Below are 24,438 nucleotides of genomic sequence, written 5' to 3'. Positions count from 1 at the left end.
GGCCACTGAGCCCACTGAGACCACTGAAGCCAGCAGCCCGCACCCAACCTACCTTACTCGTCCAGCAACACCACTTTGCCGACATACGGCAGATGGCGATAGCGCTGGGCGTAATCAATGCCGTAACCCACCACGAATTCGTCCGGAATCGAGAAACCAATAAACTCGACCGGTACGTCAACTTCTCGACGCGAGGGTTTATCCAGCAGAGTACAAATCGCCAGTGATTTTGGCGCACGCAGGCTCAGGATTTCGCGTACTTTAGAGAGCGTATTGCCGGAGTCGATAATATCCTCAACGATCAACACATCTTTACCACGAATATCTTCGTCCAGGTCTTTCAGGATTTTCACATCACGGGTGGTCGACATACCGCTGCCGTAGCTGGAGGCGGTCATAAAATCGACTTCATGGGATACCTGAACCTCACGGCACAGGTCAGCCATGAACATAAATGAGCCGCGCAACAGTCCAACCAGCACCATATCGCTGCCGCTTTCTTTGTAACGTTCGGTGATTTCACGACCTAATTCGGCGATACGCGCTTTGATCTCCGCTTCCGGGATCATCACTTCAACAGTATGTTTCATTTTACTAACCGTATGATTTTAAAACACTCTTTCAATACCGGCAGATCTGCGTCCGGCACTGAATCACAAGCAAAGCATTATACCAGCAAATCCCCCCGCCTGGCGCATGCGTTAATAAAAGCTCATTTTGTGATTCCGATCACACTTGTTAATACCTATAATTAATTGCTATCAAAATTTTAACAAAACTTAAGAGTAACTTTCTATGGCGGAAACACATCCTCAACGGTCGCGTTTACTCGTGACCCTGACAGCGTTGTTTGCAGCTCTCTGCGGACTTTACCTGTTAACGGGCGGAGCCTGGTTAGTCGCAATCGGCGGCTCCTGGTATTATCCTATCGCTGGCCTGGTCATGCTTGGCGTGGCCTTTATGCTGTGGCGCGGTAAGCGTGCGGCCCTGTGGCTATATGCAGCATTTCTGCTCGCCACTATGGTGTGGGGCGTCTGGGAGGTCGGCTTCGACTTCTGGGCGTTAACGCCACGCAGCGACATCATCGTCTTCTTCGGCGTCTGGCTGATTCTGCCGTTCGTCTGGCGTCGACTGCTTGTGCCGTCCAACGGTGCCGTAGCGGCGCTGGTTGTCGCACTGTTGATCAGTGGCGGCATGCTCACCTGGGCAGGCTTCAACGACCCGCAGGAAGTGAACGGTACCCTGAGTGCTGAGTCCACGCCAGCAGCAGCCATTTCTGACATTCCTGACGCCGACTGGCCTGCCTATGGGCGTAACCAGGAAGGTCAGCGTTTCTCTCCGTTGAAGCAGATCAATGCTGACAACGTGAAGAACCTGAAGGAAGCCTGGGTATTCCGCACGGGTGACCTGCCAACGGCAAACGATCCGGGTGAACTGACCAACGAAGTGACCCCAATCAAAGTGGGCGACATGCTTTATCTGTGTACGGCGCACCAGCGTCTGTTCGCGCTTGACGCGGCCACCGGTAAAGAGAAATGGCACTTCGATCCGCAGCTGAACTCCAACCCGACGTTCCAGCACGTGACCTGCCGTGGTGTCTCTTACCACGAAGCGCGCGCTGATAATGCCAGCCCGGAAGTGGTGGCTGACTGTCCTCGCCGTATTATCCTGCCCGTCAACGACGGTCGTCTGTTTGCCGTCAACGCAGAAACCGGCAAGCTGTGCGAAACCTTCGGGAATAAAGGCATCCTCAACCTGCAGACCAATATGCCGGACACGACGCCAGGTCTGTATGAGCCAACCTCACCGCCAATCATCACCGATAAAACGATCGTGATTGCCGGCTCGGTCACCGATAACTTCTCCACCCGCGAAACCTCGGGCGTCATCCGTGGTTTTGACGTGAACACCGGTAAACTGCTGTGGGCCTTCGACCCGGGCGCGAAAGATCCTAACGCGATCCCATCGGATGAACACACCTTTACCTTCAACTCGCCTAACTCCTGGGCACCGGCGGCGTATGACGCGAAGCTGGACCTGGTTTACCTGCCGATGGGCGTGACTACGCCAGATATCTGGGGCGGTAACCGTACGCCTGAGCAGGAGCGTTATGCCAGCTCTATCGTGGCGCTGAATGCGACCACCGGTAAACTGGCGTGGAGCTACCAGACCGTTCACCACGATCTGTGGGATATGGACATGCCATCCCAGCCAACGCTGGCTGACATCACCGTTAACGGTAAAACCGTTCCGGTCATTTATGCACCCGCAAAAACCGGTAACATCTTCGTACTGGATCGCAGCAACGGGAAGCTGGTTGTCCCTGCGCCAGAAAAACCGGTGCCACAGGGCGCAGCGAAAGGCGATTATGTCACCAAAACCCAGCCCTTCTCTGACCTGAGCTTCCGTCCGAAGAAAGACCTGACCGGTGCAGACATGTGGGGCGCCACGATGTTTGACCAGCTGGTTTGCCGCGTGATGTTCCATCAGCTGCGCTATGAAGGCATCTTTACCCCGCCGTCTGAGCAAGGCACGCTGGTCTTCCCGGGGAACCTGGGGATGTTCGAATGGGGCGGTATCTCGGTTGATCCAAACCGTCAGGTGGCTATTGCCAACCCGATGGCGCTGCCGTTTGTCTCTAAGCTGATCCCACGTGGCCCGGGCAACCCGATGGAACCACCGAAGGATGCGAAAGGTTCAGGTACCGAAGCGGGTATTCAGCCGCAGTATGGCGTACCGTTTGGCGTTACGCTGAATCCGTTCCTTTCACCGTTTGGCCTGCCGTGTAAACAGCCTGCCTGGGGTTATATCGCAGCAACGGATCTGAAAACCAATGAAGTGGTCTGGAAGAAACGTATTGGTACCCCACAGGATAGCATGCCGTTCCCGATGCCTGTTCCCGTGCCGTTCAACATGGGTATGCCAATGCTGGGTGGCCCAATTTCTACCGCGGGTAACGTGCTGTTCATCGCAGCAACCGCAGATAACTATCTGCGCGCGTACAACATGTCCAACGGTGAGAAACTGTGGCAAGGCCGTCTGCCAGCAGGTGGACAAGCGACGCCAATGACCTATGAAGTGAATGGCAAGCAGTACGTTGTCATCTCTGCGGGCGGTCACGGTTCGTTTGGCACGAAGATGGGCGACTATATTGTCGCGTATGCTTTACCTGACGAAGCAAAATAAAAGCAAAACGGCAACTTCGGTTGCCGTTTTTGTCTTCCCCCTCTCCCGTGGGAGAGGGCCCGGGTGAGGACAACAGACCACACTGGTCAATGTAAAACGGCAACCTCAGTTGCCGTTTTTGTCTTTCCCCCTCTCCCGTGGGAGAGGGCCCGGGTGAGGACAACAGACCGCACTGGTCAATGCAAAACGGCAACCTCGGTTGCCGTTTTTGTCTTTCCCCCCTCTCCCTGTGGGAGAGGGCCGGGGTGAGGGCAACAGACCGCACAGGGTCTACGCAAAACGGCAACCTCGGTTGCCATTTTTGTCTTTTCCCCCTCTCCCGTGGGAGAGGGCCGGGGTGAGGGCATCAGACCGCAGGGGTCTAAACCGTGAACCCCAGCATCATCCCCGTATCTTCATGTTCCAGCAGGTGACAGTGCGCCATGTAGGCAAACGCCTTCGGTGCGTCATGGTCAAACTTCACCAGCACCTCACTGATGCCGCCTTCCACGCGTACCGTATCTTTCCAGCCCGAACGATGAGCCGCAGGCGCGTTGCCGTTTTCAGTTAAAATACGGAACTGCGTCCCGTGGATGTGGAACGGATGCAGCATCATGTCGCCTTCGCCTGAAATCACCCAGCGTTCAAATTGCCCTTTCGTCGCGGCAAACATCGGCGTGTTCATATCAAACGCCTTGCCGTTGATCCGGTTAGCATTGTGGAAATCAAATCCATGCCCGCCGTGATCCATGCCGCCCATTTTCCCGTGGTCCATATTCATATGGCCCATCATGTTTCCATGGTGCATTCCCGCCATCGCCTGGTCGCCGTATTTTTTCATCAGCGCCTGCATGCCCATCATGTCGAGCATTGGGTCCATGGAAAGCTGAAGATTCCGCTGCGTTAATCCTTCAAGCGTGGGCAGCGCCGGAAGTGTTGCCAGCGTATCCGGCATCTCACCCGAGGCAGTGACCAGCAGCGGCTGAATGCGCAGCACCGGATGCGGTTTATCGAACGGTGCGACGGCCATTCCCATCTGGCTGACCGGGAGCGTGACCAGATCAAAGGCTTTACCGTCACTGATATCCACCAGCACTTCAAAGCGCTCGCCCATCAGCATCGGTAATTCATTCACCTTAACGGGTTCAGCCAGCAGACCACCGTCGCTCGCAATCACGTACATCGGACGCCGATCGCTGGTGGCAAAATTGAGCGAGCGCGCATTACAGCCGTTGAGCAGGCGCAGGCGCAACCAGCCCTTCGGGGCGGCGTGCTGCGGGTAAAGGGCACCATTGGTCAGCAGCGTATCGCCAAACCAGCCTACCGCCGCGCTCATGACGTCCAGCTGATAATCGATCTGCCCGTCCGCGGTGAATTTCTTGTCCTGAACGATGACCGGGACATCGTCAATCCCCCACTGCTTTGGCAGGCGAAGCAGACGACTTTCATCATCTTCAATCAGCACCAGGCCTGCCAGTCCCATCGCCACCTGATGACCGGTTTTACCGTGCTGATGCGGATGGAACCAGCAGGTTGCTGCACGTTGATCCGGCGTAAAGGTTACCGAGCGTTTACCGCCTGCGTGGATGACCCCTTGCGGCCCGCCATCCACCTCGCCGGGCACTTCAAGGCCGTGCCAGTGCAGCGTGGTTTCATCCTGAAGGGTATTGTGAATATCCACCGTCACCGCCTTACCACGGGAAAGCTTCAACGCCGGTCCCAGCAGGTTACCGTTGTAACCCCAGGTCGTGGCGCGGTGAGGGCCAAACGTGCTGGTGCCCGATTGAACCACCAACTGGATGCGGCTTTGCGCGTCAGCGGTCAACAGGTCCGGGATCGGCAGCGCGGGTCTGTCGGCGGCAAAAACGGTACGGCTCCAGAGCGGTAATGTGCTGGCGGCACTCAGTACGGCTGAATATTTCAAAAAATCACGGCGTTGCATGTCCATTCCTTTTTTCGTGCAGGCGATATTTTGAGCTTAAACCCTCCCCTAACCGGAAGGTCAAGTGAAGCCGTAATAATAAATATCGTCGCCCTGGCATCAAGTATGCTAACGTTAATTTTCCGTGATGCAGTGGTAGAAGCAATGAAGACGTTTTTCAGGACAATTTTGTTCGGCAGCCTGATGGCTATGAGTGCGAACAGTTATGCGCTGAGTGAAAATGAAGCCGAAGATATGGCCGATTTAACGGCGGTTTTTGTATTCCTGAAGAATGATTGCGGTTACCAGAATTTACCCAATGGGCAGATTCGTCGCGCACTGGTCTTTTTTGCCCAGCAGAACCAATGGGATCTCAGCAACTACGATAGCTTTGACATGAAGGCGCTCGGTGAAGACAGTTACCGCGACTTAAGCGGCATTGGCATTCCTGTCGCGAAAAAATGCAAAGCGCTGGCCCGCGATTCGCTGAGCCTGCTCGCCTACGTTAAGTAACCTTCCCGACGCCCCTTTGTTGAAATGATGACCGTGCATGCGCGGTCGTTGTTGGCTATGATGTTGCGCCTGTTTTGCATGGGTGTAACGGATGTTAACGAAGGAGGAGTCAACCGATGACCGATAACACAGTGTGGCATGAAACGCTGCATGACCAGTTTGGTCAGTACTTTGCCGTTGATAACGTGCTTTATCACGAAAAAACCGACCACCAGGATCTGATCATTTTTGAAAATGCCGCTTTTGGCCGCGTCATGGCATTGGATGGCGTGGTGCAAACCACCGAGCGGGATGAGTTTATCTATCACGAAATGATGACCCACGTGCCGCTGCTGGCGCATGGACATGCAAAACACGTGTTGATTATCGGGGGTGGCGATGGCGCCATGCTTCGTGAAGTCTCTCGTCACAAATCTATCGAAACCATCACCATGGTTGAGATCGATGCGGGCGTCGTCTCCTTTTGCCGCCAGTATCTGCCCAACCACAACGCGGGAAGCTACGACGATCCGCGCTTTAAGCTGGTGATCGACGATGGCGTTAACTTTGTTAACCAGACCGAACAAACCTTTGATGTGATCATCTCCGACTGCACCGACCCTGTCGGCCCGGGCGCTTCGCTGTTTACCTCGTCCTTCTACGAAGGCTGTAAGCGCTGCCTGAATCCCGGCGGCATTTTCGTTGCGCAGAACGGTGTCTGCTTCCTGCAGCAGGATGAAGCCATCGACAGCCATCGCAAACTCAGCCACTATTTTGGTGATGCCAGCTTCTATCAGGCGGCGATTCCAACCTATTACGGCGGCATCATGACCTTTGCCTGGGCGACGGATAACAAAGCGCTGCGCCATCTCTCGAGTGAAATTATCGCCGCGCGCTTCCACCAGCTCGGCCTGAAGTGCCGTTACTACAATCCCGCCGTGCATACGGCAGCCTTCGCCTTGCCGCAGTATCTGCAAGATGCCCTGTCCTCTAAGGAGGTGAGCTAAATTGAAAAAGCTGAAACTGCATGGCTTTAATAATCTGACCAAAAGCCTGAGTTTTTGTATCTACGATATCTGCTACGTTAAAACAGCAGAAGAGCGCGATGGTTATATCGCCTATATCGATGAACTCTACAATGCCAATCGCCTGACCGAGATTTTGTCGGAGACCTGCTCCATTATCGGGGCCAATATTCTCAACATTGCCCGTCAGGACTATGAGCCGCAGGGCGCAAGCGTCACGATCCTGGTCAGTGAGGAGCCGGTAGAGCCTCACCTGATTGACCCCTCAGAACATCCGGGCCCGCTGCCTGAAGCGGTGGTTGCCCATCTGGATAAGAGCCATATCTGCGTACACACCTATCCCGAGAGCCATCCGGAAGGCGGCCTGTGTACCTTCCGTGCGGATATTGAAGTCTCTACCTGCGGCGTTATTTCTCCCCTCAATGCCCTGAACTATCTCATTCATCAACTTGAGTCGGACATTGTGACCGTAGACTATCGCGTGCGCGGCTTCACCCGTGATATCAACGGCATGAAACACTTTATCGATCATGAGATTAACTCTATTCAGAACTTTATGTCACAGGACATGAAAGCGCTGTATGACATGATGGATGTGAACGTCTATCAGGAAAATATCTTCCATACCAAGATGATGCTGAAGGAGTTCGACCTGAAGCACTACATGTTCCACACCCGGCCGGAAGATTTGAGCGAAGATGAGCGTAAGGTCATTACCGACCTGCTCTGGAAAGAGATGCGCGAAATTTACTACGGCCGAAACATTCCAGCCGTGTAAACCGCGCCCGGGGCACGGAGGCTCCGGCATTTACTTCTGCTGCATGAATTCGCGGTAAGCGGCCACCACCTGTAAAAAGTCTTCTACGCCACACAACGAGAAGCTCTCTTCGTCGTAATAGCTCATCCCCTCTTCCATCTCATCGCCTGAGATTTCAAGCTGGTTGGCGCGCACCATGACCTCTTCGCCATCCATCCACAGGGTATATTCATGCCCGATACGTTGCCAGGAGCGCTCGCTTCCTTTCACCGTACGCGCCACCTGCTCCACTTCATCCAGTAAGGCGGTGTTCTCTTTCACCTCTTCGTTAAACCAGTGTCCCACCACTTCGTGGCCCATCGACATACGCACCTTCACCACACCGGTGATGTCGCGCAGAAATTCGTAATCCATTGTATTTTCCTCTGCAAAGCCATTAGCGTAATTATCGCAGCAGCGAGGAAGAAAAAAAGCGTGGGAGGCGGGAGGAATGAAAATAAAAAGGTGAGAGCAAGACCCTGCGGCCTGATGCCCTCACCCTGTTCCTCTCCCGTGGGAGAGGATGAACACACTAAAAACCGTCTCCACGGAGACGGTTTTGCAGTTTAGACTGCCGTCTGGAAGATAACGCCGTCCGCTTTCTCAGTGTACTGATCCAGCTTATCGAAGTTCAGGTAACGATAGGTATCTACCGCCGTCTTATCAACCTGCGCAACGAAGGTCTGATACTCTTCCGCTGTAGGCAGTTTACCGATCAGCGCCGCGACCGCCGCCAGCTCCGCAGAGGCCAGGAAGACGTTCGCCCCGGTCCCTAAACGGTTCGGGAAGTTACGCGTTGAGGTCGACACTACCGTCGAGCCATCCGCCACGCGTGCCTGGTTACCCATACACAGTGAACAGCCCGGGATTTCGATACGCGCGCCGCTCTTACCAAAGATGCTGTAGTAGCCTTCTTCGGTCAGTTGGGCTGCATCCATACGCGTTGGAGGCGCTACCCACAGACGGGTCGGCAGTTGGCCTTTGTGGCTGTCGAGCAGTTTACCTGCCGCACGGAAGTGACCGATGTTGGTCATGCAGGAGCCGATGAAGACTTCATCGATTTTCTCCCCCGCCACGTCAGACAGCAGACGCGCATCATCCGGATCGTTTGGTGCACACAGGATTGGCTCTTTGATATCCGCCAGATCGATGTCGATCACCGCCGCGTATTCCGCGTCAGCATCGGCTTCCATCAGCTGCGGATCCGCCAGCCATTTTTCCATGCCCTGGATACGGCGCTCCAGCGTACGGCGATCGCCGTAGCCTTCGGCAATCATCCACTTCAGCAGCACGATGTTAGAGCTCAGATACTCCACGATCGGCGCTTCATTCAGCTTGATGGTACAGCCTGCCGCAGAACGTTCAGCAGAGGCATCGGTCAGCTCAAACGCCTGCTCGACTTTCAGATCCGGCAGACCTTCAATTTCCAGGATACGGCCAGAGAAGATGTTTTTCTTGCCTTTCTTCTCAACGGTCAGCAGCCCTTGTTTGATGGCATACAGCGGGATCGCATGCACCAGGTCACGCAGGGTGATCCCCGGCTGCATTTTCCCTTTGAAGCGCACCAGCACCGACTCAGGCATATCCAGCGGCATCACACCGGTCGCAGCGGCAAAGGCCACCAGACCTGAGCCTGCCGGGAAGGAGATCCCAATCGGGAAACGGGTATGAGAGTCACCGCCGGTACCCACGGTATCAGGCAGCAGCATGCGGTTCAGCCACGAGTGGATAACGCCGTCGCCCGGACGCAGAGAGACACCGCCACGGTTCATGATGAAATCAGGCAGCGTGTGGTGGGTGGTCACATCAACCGGCTTTGGATACGCCGCGGTGTGGCAGAACGACTGCATCACCAGATCGGATGAGAAGCCCAGGCACGCCAGGTCTTTCAGTTCATCACGGGTCATAGGACCGGTGGTATCCTGAGAACCCACGGAGGTCATCTTCGGCTCGCAGTATGCGCCAGGACGCACGCCCGCTACGCCGCACGCACGGCCGACCATTTTCTGTGCCAGTGAGAAACCGCGGCTGCTTTCCGCCACGTCTTTCGCCTGACGGAACACATCTGAGTGTGGCAGACCGAGCGCCTCGCGTGCGCGGGTGGTGAGGCCACGACCGATGATCAGCGGAATACGGCCACCGGCACGCACTTCGTCGATCAGCACGTCGGTTTTCAGCTCGAAACTTGCCAGCAGTTCATTGGTTTCGTGGTTACGCACTTCGCCTTTGAACGGGTACACGTCAATCACGTCGCCCATGTTCAGGTTGTTCACGTCCACTTCAATGGGCAGGGCACCCGCATCTTCCATGGTATTGAAGAAGATTGGCGCGATTTTGCCGCCGAGTACCAGACCACCGCCACGCTTGTTTGGCACATGAGGGATATCATCGCCCATAAACCACAGCACGGAGTTGGTCGCGGACTTACGTGAAGAACCGGTACCCACTACGTCACCGACGTAGGCCAGCGGGAAGCCTTTCTGCTGCAGGGCCTCGATCTGTTTAATCGGGCCCACGCTGCCAGGCTGATCCGGCTCGATACCATCACGGGCATTTTTCAGCATCGCCAGCGCGTGCAGAGGAATATCGGGACGAGACCATGCATCCGGTGCCGGAGACAGGTCGTCGGTGTTGGTTTCACCCGTCACTTTGAAGACGGTCACGGTGATTTTTTCGGCCATAGCTGGACGATTCAGGAACCATTCGGCATTGGCCCAGGACTGCATCACCTGCTTCGCGTAGACGTTGCCGGCTTTGGCCTTTTCTTCCACATCGTAGAAGTTATCAAACATCAGCAGCGTCGATGAGAGCGCTTTCGCGGCAATGGGTGCCAGCGTATCGTTATCCAGTGCGTCAATCAGCGGGTGAATATTGTAACCACCCTGCATGGTACCGAGCAGTTCTATCGCTTTTTCAGGAGTAACCAGTGGAGAGGTCGCTTCGCCTTTGGCAATGGCAGCAAGGAATCCAGCTTTTACGTAGGCAGCTTCATCTACGCCAGGCGGTACACGGTTGATCAACAGATCTAACAGGAATTCTTCTTCGCCCTTAGGCGGGTTCTTCAGCAGCTCGACGAGCGCGGCCATTTGGGTTGCATCTAAAGGTTTGGGTACAATTCCCTCGGCGGCACGTTCTGCTACGTGCTTACGGTATTCTTCTAGCACGACGGTTCTCCTCGCTCTCATTGTCATATTGCGGCATACACATTGTGTATTGGGCGGTTCTCTTCACGCTCCTGTGAGACAGCAGTTTAGTAGGGTACATGCCCGATACCGCGTCGGGCAGCATAGCAGGATTTCTGCACAGTGTTAATCCGTTTACAAAAAAGCAACATTAAATAATTTGCTGAATCGTTAAGCATGGTGTAGCGGGGAGCGAAATGAAATTCAGGCACAAAAAAACCGCCTCACGGCGGTTAATTTGTTGCCTTGCGGTGGTAGCACACCGGGCGGGCAGATTTGCGGCAAAACCCCAACGGGTTAAATTTTGCTACTCGGCCCTCTCCGTTGCAAGCCCTATCTTCTCTTTTGCGTAGCGCCTTCCGCTTTCAGAAGTAACTCCATGTAATCGCATTTCTTCTCTTCTGAAGGACTGTTCGATCCATTAGGCTTTTCTTCGGCCTGCTTCGCTGGTGTAGCAACCAGTCACCGGGCCCGGGAGCAGTTCCGTAACCTACGTGGCAAAACCTCAACTTGCCTGGTTCGGCCTTTCCCGGTGAAGAAAGAATCCGCGTAGCCTGCAAGAGAACGCACGCAATGGAGATGCGAATTTATGCGCTGATCGTTGTGACAGGTTTAGTGCTGACTGCACTGCACGGTGGCTGGAACATATCCGACATCACGGTGCTGTTTGTATTAAACCTCGGCAACTAGCTGCTGGCCGCTCGCAAGAGCGGCCTTCTGAAATTTCAGGCGTCTTTCCCACCAGCAATTATAATTTGTGTCATAAATGCTCACACTCTTTATCCGGACATACAGGACGATTCCCAAGAAAAGTCAAAACTGCGAAAAACCTCAGAATATACTCGCAACCCTGTAAAGCGCCATCAGGCACTGCTTTCGTTGGAGTTACATTATGACGTTGCCTTTTAAGCCACATCTGCTGGTCCTTCTGTGCAGTGCCGGGCTGCTCGCCGCCTCTGGCGTGCTGTATGTCAAAAGTCGTGCACCGGAAACCATTACGACGCCTCCAGCGGCCCCCACAACCGTTGTCGCCCCGTCTCCCGTCGCGCCGCTTGCCCCGGTTGCCAATGCCTACACCGCTGAACAAATCGATCAGTGGACCGCGCCCGTGGCTCTCTATCCCGACGCGCTGCTCTCGCAAATACTGATGGCTTCTACCTACCCCTCAAACGTCATTCAGGCGGCGCAGTGGTCAAAAGACAACCCGAAGATGCAGGGTGACGAGGCGCTGAAGGCCGTTGCCGATCAGCCATGGGATCCCAGCGTCAAATCGCTGGTCGCATTCCCTCAGCTGATGTCGTTGATGGGGGGAAATCCCGCGTGGATCCAGAATCTGGGCGATGCCTTCCTCGCGCAACCGAAAGACGTGATGGATTCCGTTCAGCGCTTACGCCTGCTGGCGCAGAAAACGGGCGCGTTACAATCGACGCCGCAACAAACGGTAACCACCGAGACAAAACCGGCCCCTGCTCCCACCGCTTCCCGGACCAGCACAGATACCGCTGCCGCTCCGGCAAGCCCGACGGTCATTAAAATCGAATCCGCCGATCCCCAGGTCGTTTATGTCCCGACCTATAATCCGAATACCGTGTATGGCACCTGGCCCAGTACCGGCTATCCGCCCGTCTATTTACCACCCTCGCCGGGAGAGCAGTTTACGGACAGCCTCGTCAAAGGCTTGGGGTTCAGCCTGGGCGTGGCGACTACCTACGCGATCTTCAGCAACATCGACTGGGATGATGACGATGACTGGGATCACCACCATGATGACGACTGGGATCACCACGGCGGCTACAATCGCAACGGTGATAACAACATCAATATAAACGTCGATAACTTCAATAAAATCAGTGGGCAGCGGCTAACTGATACGAACCGTCACTGGCAGCACAACCCCGCTTACCGTGAAGGGGTACCCTACCCAACGAATCAGTTAAATACCCGCTTCCACGCCACAAACACGGCGACCGGGCTGAGTGCAACCCAGCAAAGGCCGGTGAATCGCGATAATCAACGCCAGGCTGCGTTAACGCAGATGGAAAAATCCACCGGAAAAAACCTGTCGCAAACGGCGCGCCCCGGCTCCAAAGATGCGCAGCGTCAGATGTCGCAGCAACAGTTAAAGCAGATTTCTCAGCGCAATAACTTTCGGGGATACGATAGCGCACCCAAAACGGCGAAACGCACGGCTATGCAGCCGCAAGAACATCGTCAGGTCAGCACGGCAAAACAAGAGAAACGGGTATCCCAGCCAGCACAGCACCGGGACGTTCAGCCGCGCCCTCGTCAGCCCCGCGCCAATGCATTAAGCGGGAATGACAGCCGCTCTGCCAACTGGCAAGCCCAGCAGCAGCGAGGCTTGCAGAGTCGTCAGATGGCCACGCGCCACCAAAATCAACCGCAGCGACAAATGCCTGCGGGTCGAACTGAACACCGCGAGTTCCGCCATCGCTAAGGGAATCGATATGAAGAGTAACGTAGTCAGTGGAATAGTGTTGTTTATGGCCTCGAGTTTTGCCTTTGCTCAACAGCACTTCACCACGCCAGAACGGGCAACCGAAGCGCTAGCCACCGCAATCGGAGAGCAAAACGAGGGGGCGATGGCAGACCTGCTTGGCGAAAACTGGCGTGAATTCCTGCCGCCGGAAGGTGTCGATCCTGAGGCAGTTGCTCGGTTTTTACGCGACTGGAAAGTGAGCCACCGTACGGTGACCGAGGGTGACGTCGCCCATCTGCTGGTGGGCGATAACCAATGGCAATTACCCATTCCCGTGGTGAAAACCGCCGCCGGCTGGCAGTTTAATATGCAGAAAGCCGCCGATGAGATCCTGACCCGTGAAATTGGCCGCAATGAACTTGCCGCCATTGCCGCGCTGCATGCCTACGTGGATGCGCAGGCAAGCTACTACGCCCTGAACCAGCATTATGCGCAGAAGATTGTCAGCTCAGAAGGTAAAAAAGATGGCCTTTACTGGCCCGTTGCGCCCGGCGAAGCGCCAAGCCCACTTGGCCCTGCCTTCAGCCCCGCGGTGCCAGGGACAGGCTATCACGGCTACCGTTTCCGCATTCTGCCAGACAATGACAAGGGGTTTGCGATGATCGCCTGGCCCGTCAGTTACGGGCAAACGGGCGTGATGAGTTTTATCATCAATCAGGACGATAACGTGTATCAAATGGACATGGGGAAGGATTCTGAGCAGGCCGCTCAGGCGGTGACCCGCTTTCATCCGGATCAACACTGGCAGGCCGTGAAACAATAAAAAAAGCCGCTCAGTGAGCGGCTTTTTCTTAAGCAGAAGAATTACTTCTTCTTCGCTTTCGCGTTCGGCAGATCGGTGATGCTACCTTCGAACACTTCAGCGGCCAGACCCACAGACTCATGCAGAGTCGGGTGAGCGTGGATGGTCAGCGCGATGTCTTCAGCGTCACAACCCATCTCGATAGCCAGACCGATTTCACCCAACAGCTCGCCGCCGTTAGTGCCGACAATCGCACCACCGATGACACGGTGAGTCTCTTTGTCGAAGATCAGTTTGGTCACGCCATCAGCGCAATCAGAGGCGATAGCACGGCCAGAAGCAGCCCACGGGAAGGTGGCGGTTTCGTAGCTGATGCCTTTTTCTTTCGCTTCTTTCTCGGTCAGACCCACCCAGGCAACTTCTGGTTCGGTGTACGCGATAGACGGGATCACTTTCGGATCGAAGTAGTGCTTCATGCCCGCGATAACTTCAGCGGCAACGTGACCTTCATGAACACCTTTGTGTGCCAGCATTGGCTGACCGACGATATCGCCGATAGCAAAGATGTGCGGCACGTTGGTGCGCAGCTGCTTGTCCACACGGATAAAGCCGCGATCGTCAACTTCAACGCCCGCTGCACCTGCTTCCAGGTTTTTACCGTTAGGTACACGGCCAATGGCCACCAGCACGGCGTCGTAACGCTGCGCTTCGCCAGGGGCTTTTTTGCCTTCCATGGAAACGTAAATACCGTCTTCTTTCGCTTCAACGGCAGTTACTTTGGTTTCCAGCATCAGGTTGAACTTCTTGCTGATGCGTTTGGTGAAGACTTTAACGATGTCTTTATCGGCAGCCGGGATCACCTGGTCGAACATCTCAACCACGTCAATCTCTGAACCCAGCGCATGATAAACGGTCGCCATTTCCAGACCGATAATACCCCCGCCCATAACCAGCAGACGTTTTGGTACTTCTTTCAGCTCCAGCGCATCGGTGGAATCCCATACGCGCGGATCTTCATGTGGAATGAATGGCAGTTCGATCGGACGGGAACCCGCCGCGATAATCGCATTGTCGAAGTTGATCACGGTTTTGCCGTTTTCGCCTTCCACTTCCAGGGTGTTCGCCCCGGTGAATTTACCCAGACCGTTAACCACTTTCACTTTACGGCCTTTGGCCATACCCGCCAGACCACCGGTCAGCTGAGTGATAACTTTCTCTTTCCAGGTACGAATCTTGTCGATATCGGTTTTCGGCTCGCCGAAGACGATACCGTGATCGGCCAGTGCTTTGGCTTCTTCGATAACTTTAGCAACGTGCAGCAGTGCTTTAGAAGGGATACAACCGACGTTCAGACAAACACCACCAAGGGTGTTGTAACGTTCTACGATGACGGTTTCCAGACCTAAATCAGCGCAACGGAAGGCTGCAGAGTAACCTGCGGGACCTGCCCCAAGTACCACGACCTGAGTTTTGATTTCAGTACTCATCATGACCTCTTATTGATTTCCGGCGGTCCAGGTACTTGTCGCCCTTCATCCACCGGGACGTTCTATCCGCCCGTATTTTACAAAATTGTTAACAATTTTGAAACAACAAACGGCTCATGAATTCTTGCTTTCACCCATAACCTCACAGAAAGCATGAGATTACCAGAAAAAAAGCCGGCCGACTGGCCGGCTTTTCGATTACATCACCAGGCGGCGAATGTCGCTCAGGGTGTTGTTGATGATGGTGATAAAGCGCGCACCATCAGCACCGTCGATCACGCGGTGGTCGAAGGAGAGAGAGATTGGCATCATCAGACGCGGCACAAACTCTTTACCATTCCAGACCGGTTCCATCGCCGACTTAGACACACCGAGGATAGCCACCTCTGGCGCGTTAACAATCGGTGCGAAGTGGGTAGTCCCCAGGCCGCCGATGCTGGAGATGGTGAAGCAACCGCCCTGCATTTCGCCGGCCGTCAGCTTACCATCACGCGCTTTTTTGGAGATGGTGGTCAGTTCGCGAGACAGCTCGGTAATGCTCTTCTTGTTCACGTCTTTGAAGACAGGCACAACCAGACCATTTGGCGTATCAACCGCAACACCGATGTTGATGTATTTCTTCAGCGTCAGACGCTGTGCATCTTCAGACAGGGAGCTGTTGAAACGTGGCATCTGCTCAAGCGCAGCCGCAACGGCTTTCATGATGAAGACCACTGGGGTGAATTTCACGTCCAGTTTACGCTTCTCAGCTTCGGCGTTCTGCTGCTTACGGAACGCTTCCAGGTCAGTGATGTCGGTTTTGTCGAAGTGCGTAACGTGCGGGATCATCACCCAGTTACGGCTCAGGTTCGCACCAGAGATTTTCTGGATACGGCCCAGTTCTACTTCTTCAACTTCACCAAACTTGCTGAAGTCCACTTTCGGCCATGGCAGCATGCCCGGGATACCGCCGCCAGCAGCTGCAGCTGGTGCAGCTTCGGCGCGTTTCACCGCGTCTTTCACGTAGGTCTGAACGTCTTCGCGCAGGATACGACCTTTACGGCCGGTGCCTTTCACTTTCGCCAGGTTCACACCGAATTCGCGCGCCAGGCGACGAATCAGCGGCGTTGCGTGGACGTAAGCGTCGTTTTCAGCGAACTCAGATTTGCCTTCTGCTTTTGCCGCAGGGGCCGCAGCAGGTTTAGCTTTCTCTGCCGGTGCAGCAGCAGGTGCTGGCGCAGCAGCCACGGCAGGCGCAGCGCCTTCCACTTCGAAGACCATGATCAGAGAGCCGGTAGAGACTTTATCACCGGTGTTGATCTTGATCTCTTTCACGGTACCCGCGAACGGCGCCGGGACTTCCATAGAGGCTTTGTCGCCTTCTACGGTGATCAGTGACTGCTCAGCCGCCACTTTGTCGCCGACTTTCACCATCACTTCGGTCACTTCAACTTCGTCACCGCCGATATCAGGCACGTTCACGTCTTTAGCGCCACCCGCAGCAGCCGGAGCAGCGGCTGCTGCCGGAGCCGCAGCCTGTGCAGGCGCGGCAGCAGGTGCAGCACCCGCCACTTCGAAGACCATGATCGGTGAGCCGGTAGACACTTTATCACCGGTGTTGATCTTGATTTCTTTCACGGTACCCGCGAACGGAGCCGGAACTTCCATAGAGGCTTTGTCGCCTTCTACGGTGATCAGAGACTGCTCAGCTTCGACTGTGTCGCCCACTTTGACCATGATCTCGGTGACTTCAACTTCGTCGCCGCCGATGTCTGGCACGTTAACGTCTTTTGCCGCAGCGGCTGCTGGTGCAGCGGCAGCCGGAGCCGCTTCTTTCTTCTCTTCTGCCTGAGCAGGTGCAGCATCAGCTGCACCGTCGGCGGAATCGAAAATCATAATCAGTTTACCGGTCTCAGTTTTGTCGCCGACAGAGACTTTGATCTCTTTAACAACGCCAGCCTGAGGAGACGGAACTTCCATAGAGGCTTTGTCGCCTTCCACGGTGATCAGCGACTGTTCTGCTTCAACTTTGTCGCCCACTTTGACCAGGATCTCGGTGATTTCAACTTCATCAGCCCCGATGTCCGGTACATTGATTTCGATAGCCATTATTCTTTTACCTCTTACGCCAGACGCGGGTTAACTTTATCTGCATCGATATTGAATTTGGTGATTGCATCCGCAACCACTTTCTTATCGATTTCGCCACGTTTAGCCAGTTCGCCCAGTGCTGCAACAACCACGTAAGACGCATCCACTTCGAAGTGGTGACGCAGGTTTTCGCGGCTGTCAGAACGACCGAAGCCGTCAGTACCCAGTACGCGGTAATCATCAGCCGGTACGTAAGTACGAACCTGCTCAGCGAACAGTTTCATATAGTCAGTAGAAGCAACCGCTGGAGCGTCGTTCATCACCTGAGCGATGTACGGAACGCGCGGCGTTTCCATTGGGTGCAGCATGTTCCAGCGCTCACAATCCTGGCCATCACGCGCCAGTTCAGTGAAGGAGGTCACGCTGTATACGTCGGAACCGACGCCGTAGTCTTTCGCCAGAATCTGTGCTGCTTCACGTACGTGACGCAGGATAGAGCCGGAGCCCAACAGCTGAACTTTACCTTTGCTACCTTCAACGGTTTCGAGTTTATAGATACCTTTACGGATACCTTCCTCGGCACCTGCTGGCATTGCCGGCATGTGGTAGTTTTCGTTCAGCGTGGTGATGTAGTAGTAAATGTTCTCTTGCGCTTCACCGTACATGCGGGTCAGACCGTCATGCATGATGACTGCCACTTCGTACGCGTAAGACGGGTCGTAAGAGATACAGTTCGGGATAGTCAGAGACTGAATGTGGCTGTGGCCATCTTCGTGCTGCAGACCTTCACCGTTCAGGGTCGTACGACCGGAAGTACCGCCTACCAGGAAGCCGCGAGCTTGTTGGTCGCCAGCCTGCCAGCACAGGTCACCGATACGCTGGAAACCGAACATGGAGTAGTAGATGTAGAACGGAATCATCGGCAGGTTGTTGGTGCTGTAAGAGGTCGCAGCAGCCAGCCAGGATGCGCCTGCGCCCAGCTCGTTGATCCCTTCCTGCAGAATCTGGCCTTTCTCGTCTTCTTTGTAGTAAGCAACCTGCTCACGGTCCTGCGGGGTGTACTGCTGGCCGTTAGGGCTGTAAATACCGATCTGACGGAACAGACCTTCCATACCAAAGGTACGCGCTTCGTCGGCGATGATAGGTACCAGACGATCTTTGATCGACTTGTTCTTCAGCATCACGTTCAGGGCACGCACGAAAGCGATAGTGGTCGAGATCTCTTTATTCTGCTCTTCCAGCAGCTGAGAGAAATCTTCCAGCGCAGGCAGTTCCAGCTTCTCGGTGAAGTTAGGCTGACGAGCAGGCAGGTAGCCTTTCAGCGCCTGACGACGTTCGTGCAGGTACTTGTGCTCTTCTGAGCCTTCCGGGAAGGTGATGTAAGAGAGTTTCTCAACCTGCTCATCGGTGACTGGCACATTGAAACGGTCGCGGATATAACGCACGCCGTCCATGTTCATTTTCTTCACCTGGTGAGCGATGTTTTTACCTTCGGCGGTATCACCCATGCCATAACCTTTGATGGTATGTGCAAGGATAACAGTTGCTTTGCCTTTGGTTTCCTGCGCTTTTTTCAGTGCAGCGTAAACTTTCTTCGGATCGTGACCACCACGGTTCAGGGCCCAGATCTGCTCATCGGTCCAGTCTGCCACCAGTGCTGCGGTTTCTGGGTATTTACCGAAGAAGTGCTCGCGAACGTAGGCACCGTCTTTAGATTTGAAGGTCTGGTAGTCGCCATCAACGGTTTCGTTCATCAGCTGGATCAGTTTACCGCTGGTGTCTTTACGCAGCAGCTCATCCCAACGACCGCCCCACATGACCTTAATCACGTTCCAGCCAGCACCGCTGAAGATACCTTCCAGTTCGTTGATGATCTTGCCGTTGCCGGTTACCGGACCATCCAGACGCTGCAGGTTACAGTTGATGATGAAGCACAGGTTGTCCAGTTTCTCACGGGTCGCGATAGTGATAGCGCCCTTAGATTCTGGCTCATCCATTTCACCGTCGCCCAGGAAGGCGTAAACGGTTTGTTCAGAGGTATCTTTCAGACCACGGTGTTCCAGGTACTTCAGGAACTTAGCCTGATAAATCGCACCGATTGGACCCAGACCCATAGAAACGGTCGGGAACTGCCAGAACTCAGGCATCAGTTTAGGGTGCGGATAAGAAGACAGACCTTTACCGTGAACTTCCTGACGGAAGTTGTTCATCTGCTCTTCAGTCAGACGACCTTCCAGGAAAGCACGCGCGTAGATGCCAGGAGAGATGTGGCCCTGGAAGTACACCAGATCGCCGCCATCTTTTTCGTTGGCTGCACGGAAGAAGTGGTTGAAGCACACTTCGTAAACCGTTGCGGAAGACTGGAAGGACGCCATGTGGCCACCCAGTTCCAGATCTTTCTTGGAAGCGCGCAGAACGGTCATGATGGCGTTCCAGCGAATAGCAGAACGAATACGACGTTCCAGATCCAGATTGCCCGGGTATTCCGGTTCGTCTTCGACGGCAATCGTGTTTACGTAGTTGTTAGCCCCTGCACCTGCTGCGACTTTCACGCCGCCTTTGCGAGCCTCTGAAAGGAGCTGATCAATCAGATACTGAGCGCGCTCAACACCTTCTTCACGGATGACCGATTCGATCGCCTGTAGCCAGTCGCGAGTTTCAATCGGATCCACGTCATTTTGGAGACGTTCTGACATGGGGGTATTCCTTATCTATCTAATACGTTGATTTGTCTGGAACCTGTCCCATTGCACTTTTTTTTCAAACACGAAAAGCACAATAAGACAGGTTCTGCGTTTAGTTGCCGCGCTCTAAAAAAGGCGCTTAATCCTTTCGTTGCTGTATGCGACGCAGTGAACGTTCACGGCGTGATTGTTCACGGCTGCGGTCCAGCAAGATTTCCTCAATGAAAGCCAGATGGCGGTGCGACGCTTCACGCGCTTGCTCCGGTTCCCCGGCCATTATCGCCTCGAATACTCGGGTGCGATGGTTGCTGACCAGCGGGAGCATGTCCCGGCGGGCATACAACAATTCAAAATTTTGACGAACGTTTTGGGCCAGCATCGGCTCCATGCAGCGTAGCAGATGGAGGAGCACCACGTTGTGTGCCGCTTCGGTGACGGCAATTTGATACTGGACGACGGCACTGGACTCTGCGTCGAGGTCGCCTGACTCCTGGGCCCGTTCAATGGCCTGATGCAGCTCACGGATGCGCACGCGATCTTCATCATTGCTGCGCAGTGCGGCGTAATAGGCCGCAATACCTTCAAGCGCGTGACGGGTTTCAAGCAGGTCAAACTGGGATTCTGGGTGGTCAGAAAGAAGCTCTACCAGCGGATCGCTGAAGCTCTGCCACAGGCTGTTTTGTACAAAGGTTCCGCCCCCCTGACGACGAAGCAGCAAGCCCTTCGCTTCGAGACGTTGAATCGCCTCACGCAGAGAGGGACGGGAAACGTCGAACTGTTTCGCCAGTTCGCGTTCAGGCGGGAGTTTTTCACCGGGGCGCAGTGTCCCCTCGAGAATCAAAAACTCCAGCTGCTGTTCAATCACATCGGAAAGTTTTGGTTGGCGAATTTTGCTGTAGGCCATATTCCCTGTCTTACGCCTTTTTGCCCGGAGTCAATTGGTCTTACCAATTTCATGTTCGTATCGCTAAAGTAACAAAGTATTCACCTTCTGTCCATATTGGTTTTGATTGAAATCAGTAAACGCTGCACATTTTAACAACCTTACAGAAATAACGTTTCAGAAATGTAACTTTGCACAAATGAACTGATTACTCCTAAAGAGGTGGATTTAACCTTAATGAAACGAAGGTTTTTGCAATCTGAAGCGATTCAACAAGGCAAATAGTGAAAATTCGCCCACTTAAGGGGCATTTCTATTCTATAGGTTGGGGGAGAGGGGGGCCGCGCTGGAATTTACAAATGCTTTCTTTTTATTCAACTCGTCATCACCCCTTCATAAAGCAGGTGCATTCACAGGCACTTATCACTATTCTGACGTCAACGGAAGTCATCTCCGTTTTTTTTCGGTTAACTTAACCGTAAAGAAATCAATACAGAAATGGACTTTGATAATTACACACGCCCGAGCGTGAACATAACAACCACACACGAGGTTTCATAATGGAAGGTCAACAGCACGGCGATCAGCTAAAGCGCGGCCTTAAGAATCGCCATATTCAGCTTATCGCTCTGGGTGGCGCTATCGGCACCGGCCTGTTTTTAGGCAGCGCATCGGTTATACAGTCTGCAGGTCCTGGTATTATTCTGGGTTATGCCATTGCAGGGTTCATTGCCTTCCTGATCATGCGTCAGCTGGGCGAAATGGTTGTGGAAGAGCCCGTCGCCGGCTCGTTCAGCCATTTTGCTTATAAATACTGGGGAAGTTTCGCGGGTTTCGCTTCCGGCTGGAACTACTGGGTGCTGTACGTTCTGGTTGCCATGGCTGAGCTAACGGCCGTCGGCAAGTATATTCAGTTCTGGTATCCCGAGGTGCCGACATGGGCTTCCGCGGCGGTCTTCTTCGTTCTGATTAACGCCATTAACCTGACAAACGTAAAAGTGTTCGGGGAGATGGAGTTTTGGTTTGCCATTATCAAAGTGGTTGCGGTTGTCGCCATGATTATTTTTGGCGGCTGGCTGCTGTTCAGCGGCAACGGCGGTCCACAGGCCACCGTACGCAATCTCTGGGAGCAAGGTGGATTCCTGCCGCATGGCATGACCGGGCTGGTCATGATGATGGCCATCATTATGTTCTCGTTTGGCGGCCTGGAGCTGGTGGGGATTACCGCGGCAGAAGCGGACAATCCACAGGAAAGTATCCCGAAGGCGACCAATCAGGTTATCTACCGCATTCTCATCTTCTATGTGGGCTCGCTGGCCGTGCTGCTTTCTCTGCTACCGTGGACGCGCGTGACCGCAGACACCAGCCCGTTTGTGCTGATCTTCCATGAGCTGGGCGACACGTTCGTGGCGAACGCGCTGAATATCGTCGTGTTGACCGCCGCGCTGTCGGTCTATAACAGCTGCGTCTATTGCAACAGCCGCATGCTCTTCGGCCTGGCGCAGCAGGGTAACGCCCCGAAGGTTCTGCTTAACGTGGATAAACGTGGCGTGCCGGTCAATACCATTATCGTCTCAGCCGTTGTGACGGCGCTGTGCGTCCTGATTAACTACCTGGCACCGGAATCCGCCTTTGGTCTGCTGATGGCGCTGGTAGTCTCCGCTCTGGTCATCAACTGGGCGATGATCAGCCTCGCACACATCAAATTCCGTCGTGCAAAACAGAAACAGGGCGTGTCCACTCGCTTCCCTGCCCTGTTCTATCCTGTCGGTAACTGGATTTGCCTGGCGTTTATGGTCGCAGTTCTGGTCATCATGCTGATGACACCGGGCATGGCGATTTCCGTGTACCTTATCCCGGTGTGGATTGTCATACTCGGTGTGGGCTATCTGGTTAAGCAGAAGAACGCAAAAACGCGTAAAGCGCACTAAACCTCTCCTCTCTGTGCCCGGCCACGGGCACAGAGCGTGTTACCTGCCTCACAAATTCTCACCAATAGCCATTTCATCCATATCACCGCCTTTATCCTGCAACGCATATATTGCTTTGCTAACAAATAATTCTCTCCATACCGCAACCCGGAGATTTGTCGATGGATAACAATAAACTTTCAGTGAAAGAAAAGATCGGCTATGGCATGGGCGACGCAGGATGCAATATCATCTTCGGCGCTATCATGTTGTTTGTTAACTATTTCTATACGGATATTTTTGGTCTTGCACCTGCGCTGGTGGGGGTACTGCTGTTATCTGTTCGCGTTATTGATGCCGTTACTGACCCAATCATGGGCGCGATCGCTGACCGCACGCGCAGCAAGTATGGTCGTTTTCGTCCATGGCTATTGTGGATTGCTTTCCCCTACGCCCTGTTCAGTATTCTGATGTTTACCACGCCGGAGTGGACTTACAACAGCAAAGTTATCTATGCGTTTGTGACCTACTTCCTGCTTTCACTGACCTACACCGCGATCAACATTCCCTATTGTTCTTTAGGCAGTGTCATCACCAACGATCCCAAAGAGCGTGTTGCGTGTCAGTCCTACCGCTTCGTGATGGTCGGCATTGCGACGCTGCTGCTCTCCTTAACCTTGCTGCCGATGGTCGAGTGGTTCGGTGGGGATAACAAAGCCAAAGGTTATCAGTTAGCCATGACCGTGCTGGCGCTGATCGGGACCTGTATGTTCCTGTTCAGCTTTGCCACGGTGCGGGAACGTATTCGCCCTGCGGTTCAAACCAATGACGAACTCAAAAACGATCTCAAGGATGCCTGGAAGAACGACCAGTGGGTGCGGATCCTGCTCCTGACGCTATGCAATGTTTGCCCCGGCTTTATCCGTATGGCGGCCACGATGTACTACGTGACCTGGGTTATGGGCCAGAGTACCCACTTCGCGACACTGTTTATCAGCCTGGGCGTGGTCGGCATGATGCTCGGCAGTATGCTGGCGAAGGTTCTCACCGATCGCTGGTGTAAGCTGAAAGTGTTCTTCTGGACCAACATCGCACTGGCCATTTTCTCCTGTGCGTTCTACTTCTTCGATCCGTCAGCCACCCTAACCATCGTGGTGCTCTATTTCCTGCTTAACATCCTGCATCAAATCCCTTCCCCGCTGCACTGGTCCCTGATGGCGGATGTGGATGACTATGGCGAATGGAAAACGGGCAAACGCATTACCGGGATCAGCTTCTCAGGCAATATCTTCTTCCTGAAGCTGGGGCTGGCGATTGCGGGCGCGATGGTGGGTTTCCTGCTCTCCTGGTATGGCTACGATGCCAGCGCAAAAGCGCAAAGCGCGGATGCCATAAACGGTATTGTGTTGCTCTTCACCGTCATTCCTGGCGTGGGCTATTTGATTACCGCCGGCGTGGTCCGTTTACTGAAAGTAGATCGTGAGACGATGAAACAGATTCAGGAAGATCTGGAAAAACGTCGCACCAATTACCGCGAACTGAGTGACTATCAGGAACTCAAAGCAGCAGAGACAAAATAAGGAG

16 protein-coding genes are annotated in these 24,438 nt (G+C 54.2%); 8 read left to right on the top strand and 8 right to left on the bottom strand.

The features are described 5' to 3' along the window. Window positions 1-53: 53 nt before the first annotated feature. The gene (hpt, locus tag LZP96_RS08345) at window positions 54-590 is read right to left on the bottom strand and encodes a hypoxanthine phosphoribosyltransferase (RefSeq protein ID WP_064324865.1); all 537 of its coding nucleotides are present in this window, start codon (window positions 588-590) and stop codon (window positions 54-56) included. Window positions 591-795: 205 nt separating this feature from the next. Between hpt and LZP96_RS08340 the strand changes: the two genes are divergently transcribed. Then, the gene (locus tag LZP96_RS08340) at window positions 796-3,186 is read left to right on the top strand and encodes a glucose/quinate/shikimate family membrane-bound PQQ-dependent dehydrogenase (RefSeq protein ID WP_064324864.1); all 2,391 of its coding nucleotides are present in this window, start codon (window positions 796-798) and stop codon (window positions 3,184-3,186) included. Between the two features lie 361 nt (window positions 3,187-3,547). On the opposite strand, the gene cueO is transcribed toward LZP96_RS08340, so the two are convergent. Continuing rightward, window positions 3,548-5,107 (bottom strand): multicopper oxidase CueO, encoded by a 1,560-nt coding sequence (gene cueO / locus LZP96_RS08335; protein ID WP_064324863.1) that lies wholly within the window; start codon window positions 5,105-5,107, stop codon window positions 3,548-3,550. Between the two features lie 144 nt (window positions 5,108-5,251). Here cueO and LZP96_RS08330 point away from each other — a divergent pair, with 144 nt between their 5' ends. The 3 genes from LZP96_RS08330 (at window position 5,252) to speD (ending at window position 7,381) form a co-directional block, all read left to right on the top strand. Further along, window positions 5,252-5,599 carry a YacC family pilotin-like protein gene (locus LZP96_RS08330; RefSeq protein WP_064328066.1) on the top strand — a complete coding sequence of 116 codons (348 nt, stop codon included), beginning with the start codon at window positions 5,252-5,254 and terminating at the stop codon, window positions 5,597-5,599. Window positions 5,600-5,715: 116 nt separating this feature from the next. Beyond that, window positions 5,716-6,585: a polyamine aminopropyltransferase gene (gene speE, locus LZP96_RS08325; protein ID WP_064324862.1), complete on the top strand. Its 870-nt coding sequence runs from the start codon at window positions 5,716-5,718 to the stop codon at window positions 6,583-6,585. Window position 6,586: 1 nt separating this feature from the next. Then, window positions 6,587-7,381 (top strand): adenosylmethionine decarboxylase, encoded by a 795-nt coding sequence (gene speD / locus LZP96_RS08320; RefSeq protein WP_064324861.1) that lies wholly within the window; start codon window positions 6,587-6,589, stop codon window positions 7,379-7,381. 30 nt (window positions 7,382-7,411) lie between these two features. Here the strand turns inward: speD and yacL are convergent, their stop codons facing one another. Both yacL and acnB read right to left on the bottom strand, forming a co-directional pair. Then, complete coding sequence (gene yacL, locus LZP96_RS08315; RefSeq protein WP_064324860.1) at window positions 7,412-7,774, bottom strand: protein YacL; 363 nt, start codon at window positions 7,772-7,774, stop codon at window positions 7,412-7,414. Between the two features lie 191 nt (window positions 7,775-7,965). Continuing rightward, a complete protein-coding gene (gene acnB, locus LZP96_RS08310; protein WP_064324859.1) occupies window positions 7,966-10,563 on the bottom strand; it encodes a bifunctional aconitate hydratase 2/2-methylisocitrate dehydratase in 2,598 nt (865 codons plus the stop codon). Between the two features lie 910 nt (window positions 10,564-11,473). On the opposite strand from acnB, the gene LZP96_RS08305 reads away from it, so the two are divergent. Both LZP96_RS08305 and LZP96_RS08300 read left to right on the top strand, forming a co-directional pair. Beyond that, window positions 11,474-13,036 carry a DUF3300 domain-containing protein gene (locus LZP96_RS08305; RefSeq protein ID WP_064324858.1) on the top strand — a complete coding sequence of 521 codons (1,563 nt, stop codon included), beginning with the start codon at window positions 11,474-11,476 and terminating at the stop codon, window positions 13,034-13,036. A 10-nt stretch (window positions 13,037-13,046) separates the two neighbouring features. Continuing rightward, window positions 13,047-13,841 (top strand): DUF2950 family protein, encoded by a 795-nt coding sequence (locus LZP96_RS08300; RefSeq protein WP_064324857.1) that lies wholly within the window; start codon window positions 13,047-13,049, stop codon window positions 13,839-13,841. Window positions 13,842-13,882: 41 nt separating this feature from the next. On the opposite strand, the gene lpdA is transcribed toward LZP96_RS08300, so the two are convergent. From lpdA to pdhR, 4 genes are all read right to left on the bottom strand, one after another. Next, on the bottom strand, window positions 13,883-15,307 hold the full coding sequence (gene lpdA, locus LZP96_RS08295) for a dihydrolipoyl dehydrogenase (protein ID WP_064324856.1): 1,425 nt from the start codon (window positions 15,305-15,307) through the stop codon (window positions 13,883-13,885). Window positions 15,308-15,505: 198 nt separating this feature from the next. Further along, window positions 15,506-17,395: a pyruvate dehydrogenase complex dihydrolipoyllysine-residue acetyltransferase gene (gene aceF, locus LZP96_RS08290; protein ID WP_064324855.1), complete on the bottom strand. Its 1,890-nt coding sequence runs from the start codon at window positions 17,393-17,395 to the stop codon at window positions 15,506-15,508. 14 nt (window positions 17,396-17,409) lie between these two features. Continuing rightward, a complete protein-coding gene (gene aceE, locus LZP96_RS08285; protein ID WP_064324854.1) occupies window positions 17,410-20,073 on the bottom strand; it encodes a pyruvate dehydrogenase (acetyl-transferring), homodimeric type in 2,664 nt (887 codons plus the stop codon). Window positions 20,074-20,200: 127 nt separating this feature from the next. Then, complete coding sequence (pdhR, locus tag LZP96_RS08280; protein WP_064324853.1) at window positions 20,201-20,965, bottom strand: pyruvate dehydrogenase complex transcriptional repressor PdhR; 765 nt, start codon at window positions 20,963-20,965, stop codon at window positions 20,201-20,203. 536 nt (window positions 20,966-21,501) lie between these two features. Here pdhR and aroP point away from each other — a divergent pair. Both aroP and LZP96_RS08270 read left to right on the top strand, forming a co-directional pair. Beyond that, window positions 21,502-22,875 carry an aromatic amino acid transporter AroP gene (gene aroP / locus LZP96_RS08275; protein ID WP_087892558.1) on the top strand — a complete coding sequence of 458 codons (1,374 nt, stop codon included), beginning with the start codon at window positions 21,502-21,504 and terminating at the stop codon, window positions 22,873-22,875. Window positions 22,876-23,036: 161 nt separating this feature from the next. Then, window positions 23,037-24,434 carry a glycoside-pentoside-hexuronide (GPH):cation symporter gene (locus LZP96_RS08270; protein ID WP_064324850.1) on the top strand — a complete coding sequence of 466 codons (1,398 nt, stop codon included), beginning with the start codon at window positions 23,037-23,039 and terminating at the stop codon, window positions 24,432-24,434. The last annotated feature ends 4 nt before the right edge of the window (window positions 24,435-24,438 follow it).

It is taken from the genome of Huaxiibacter chinensis, from assembly GCF_022171985.1.
Classification (GTDB): Bacteria; Pseudomonadota; Gammaproteobacteria; order Enterobacterales; family Enterobacteriaceae; genus Enterobacter; species Enterobacter chinensis_A.
Note: the sequence above shows the minus strand (reverse complement) of the source record. Positions and strands in the feature narration are given on the sequence as shown.

Excerpts from the sequence above, each read along its gene's own strand:
- speE (WP_064324862.1), top strand. The coding sequence starts at position 5,716 with ATGACCGATAACACAGTGTGGCATGAAACGCTGCATGACCAGTTTGGT.
- cueO (WP_064324863.1), bottom strand. The coding sequence starts at position 5,107 with ATGCAACGCCGTGATTTTTTGAAATATTCAGCCGTACTGAGTGCCGCC.
- aceE (WP_064324854.1), bottom strand. The coding sequence starts at position 20,073 with ATGTCAGAACGTCTCCAAAATGACGTGGATCCGATTGAAACTCGCGAC.
- LZP96_RS08340 (WP_064324864.1), top strand. The coding sequence starts at position 796 with ATGGCGGAAACACATCCTCAACGGTCGCGTTTACTCGTGACCCTGACA.
- pdhR (WP_064324853.1), bottom strand. The coding sequence starts at position 20,965 with ATGGCCTACAGCAAAATTCGCCAACCAAAACTTTCCGATGTGATTGAA.
- LZP96_RS08330 (WP_064328066.1), top strand. The coding sequence starts at position 5,252 with ATGAAGACGTTTTTCAGGACAATTTTGTTCGGCAGCCTGATGGCTATG.
- yacL (WP_064324860.1), bottom strand. The coding sequence starts at position 7,774 with ATGGATTACGAATTTCTGCGCGACATCACCGGTGTGGTGAAGGTGCGT.
- LZP96_RS08300 (WP_064324857.1), top strand. The coding sequence starts at position 13,047 with ATGAAGAGTAACGTAGTCAGTGGAATAGTGTTGTTTATGGCCTCGAGT.
- hpt (WP_064324865.1), bottom strand. The coding sequence starts at position 590 with ATGAAACATACTGTTGAAGTGATGATCCCGGAAGCGGAGATCAAAGCG.
- LZP96_RS08305 (WP_064324858.1), top strand. The coding sequence starts at position 11,474 with ATGACGTTGCCTTTTAAGCCACATCTGCTGGTCCTTCTGTGCAGTGCC.
- LZP96_RS08270 (WP_064324850.1), top strand. The coding sequence starts at position 23,037 with ATGGATAACAATAAACTTTCAGTGAAAGAAAAGATCGGCTATGGCATG.
- aceF (WP_064324855.1), bottom strand. The coding sequence starts at position 17,395 with ATGGCTATCGAAATCAATGTACCGGACATCGGGGCTGATGAAGTTGAA.
- lpdA (WP_064324856.1), bottom strand. The coding sequence starts at position 15,307 with ATGAGTACTGAAATCAAAACTCAGGTCGTGGTACTTGGGGCAGGTCCC.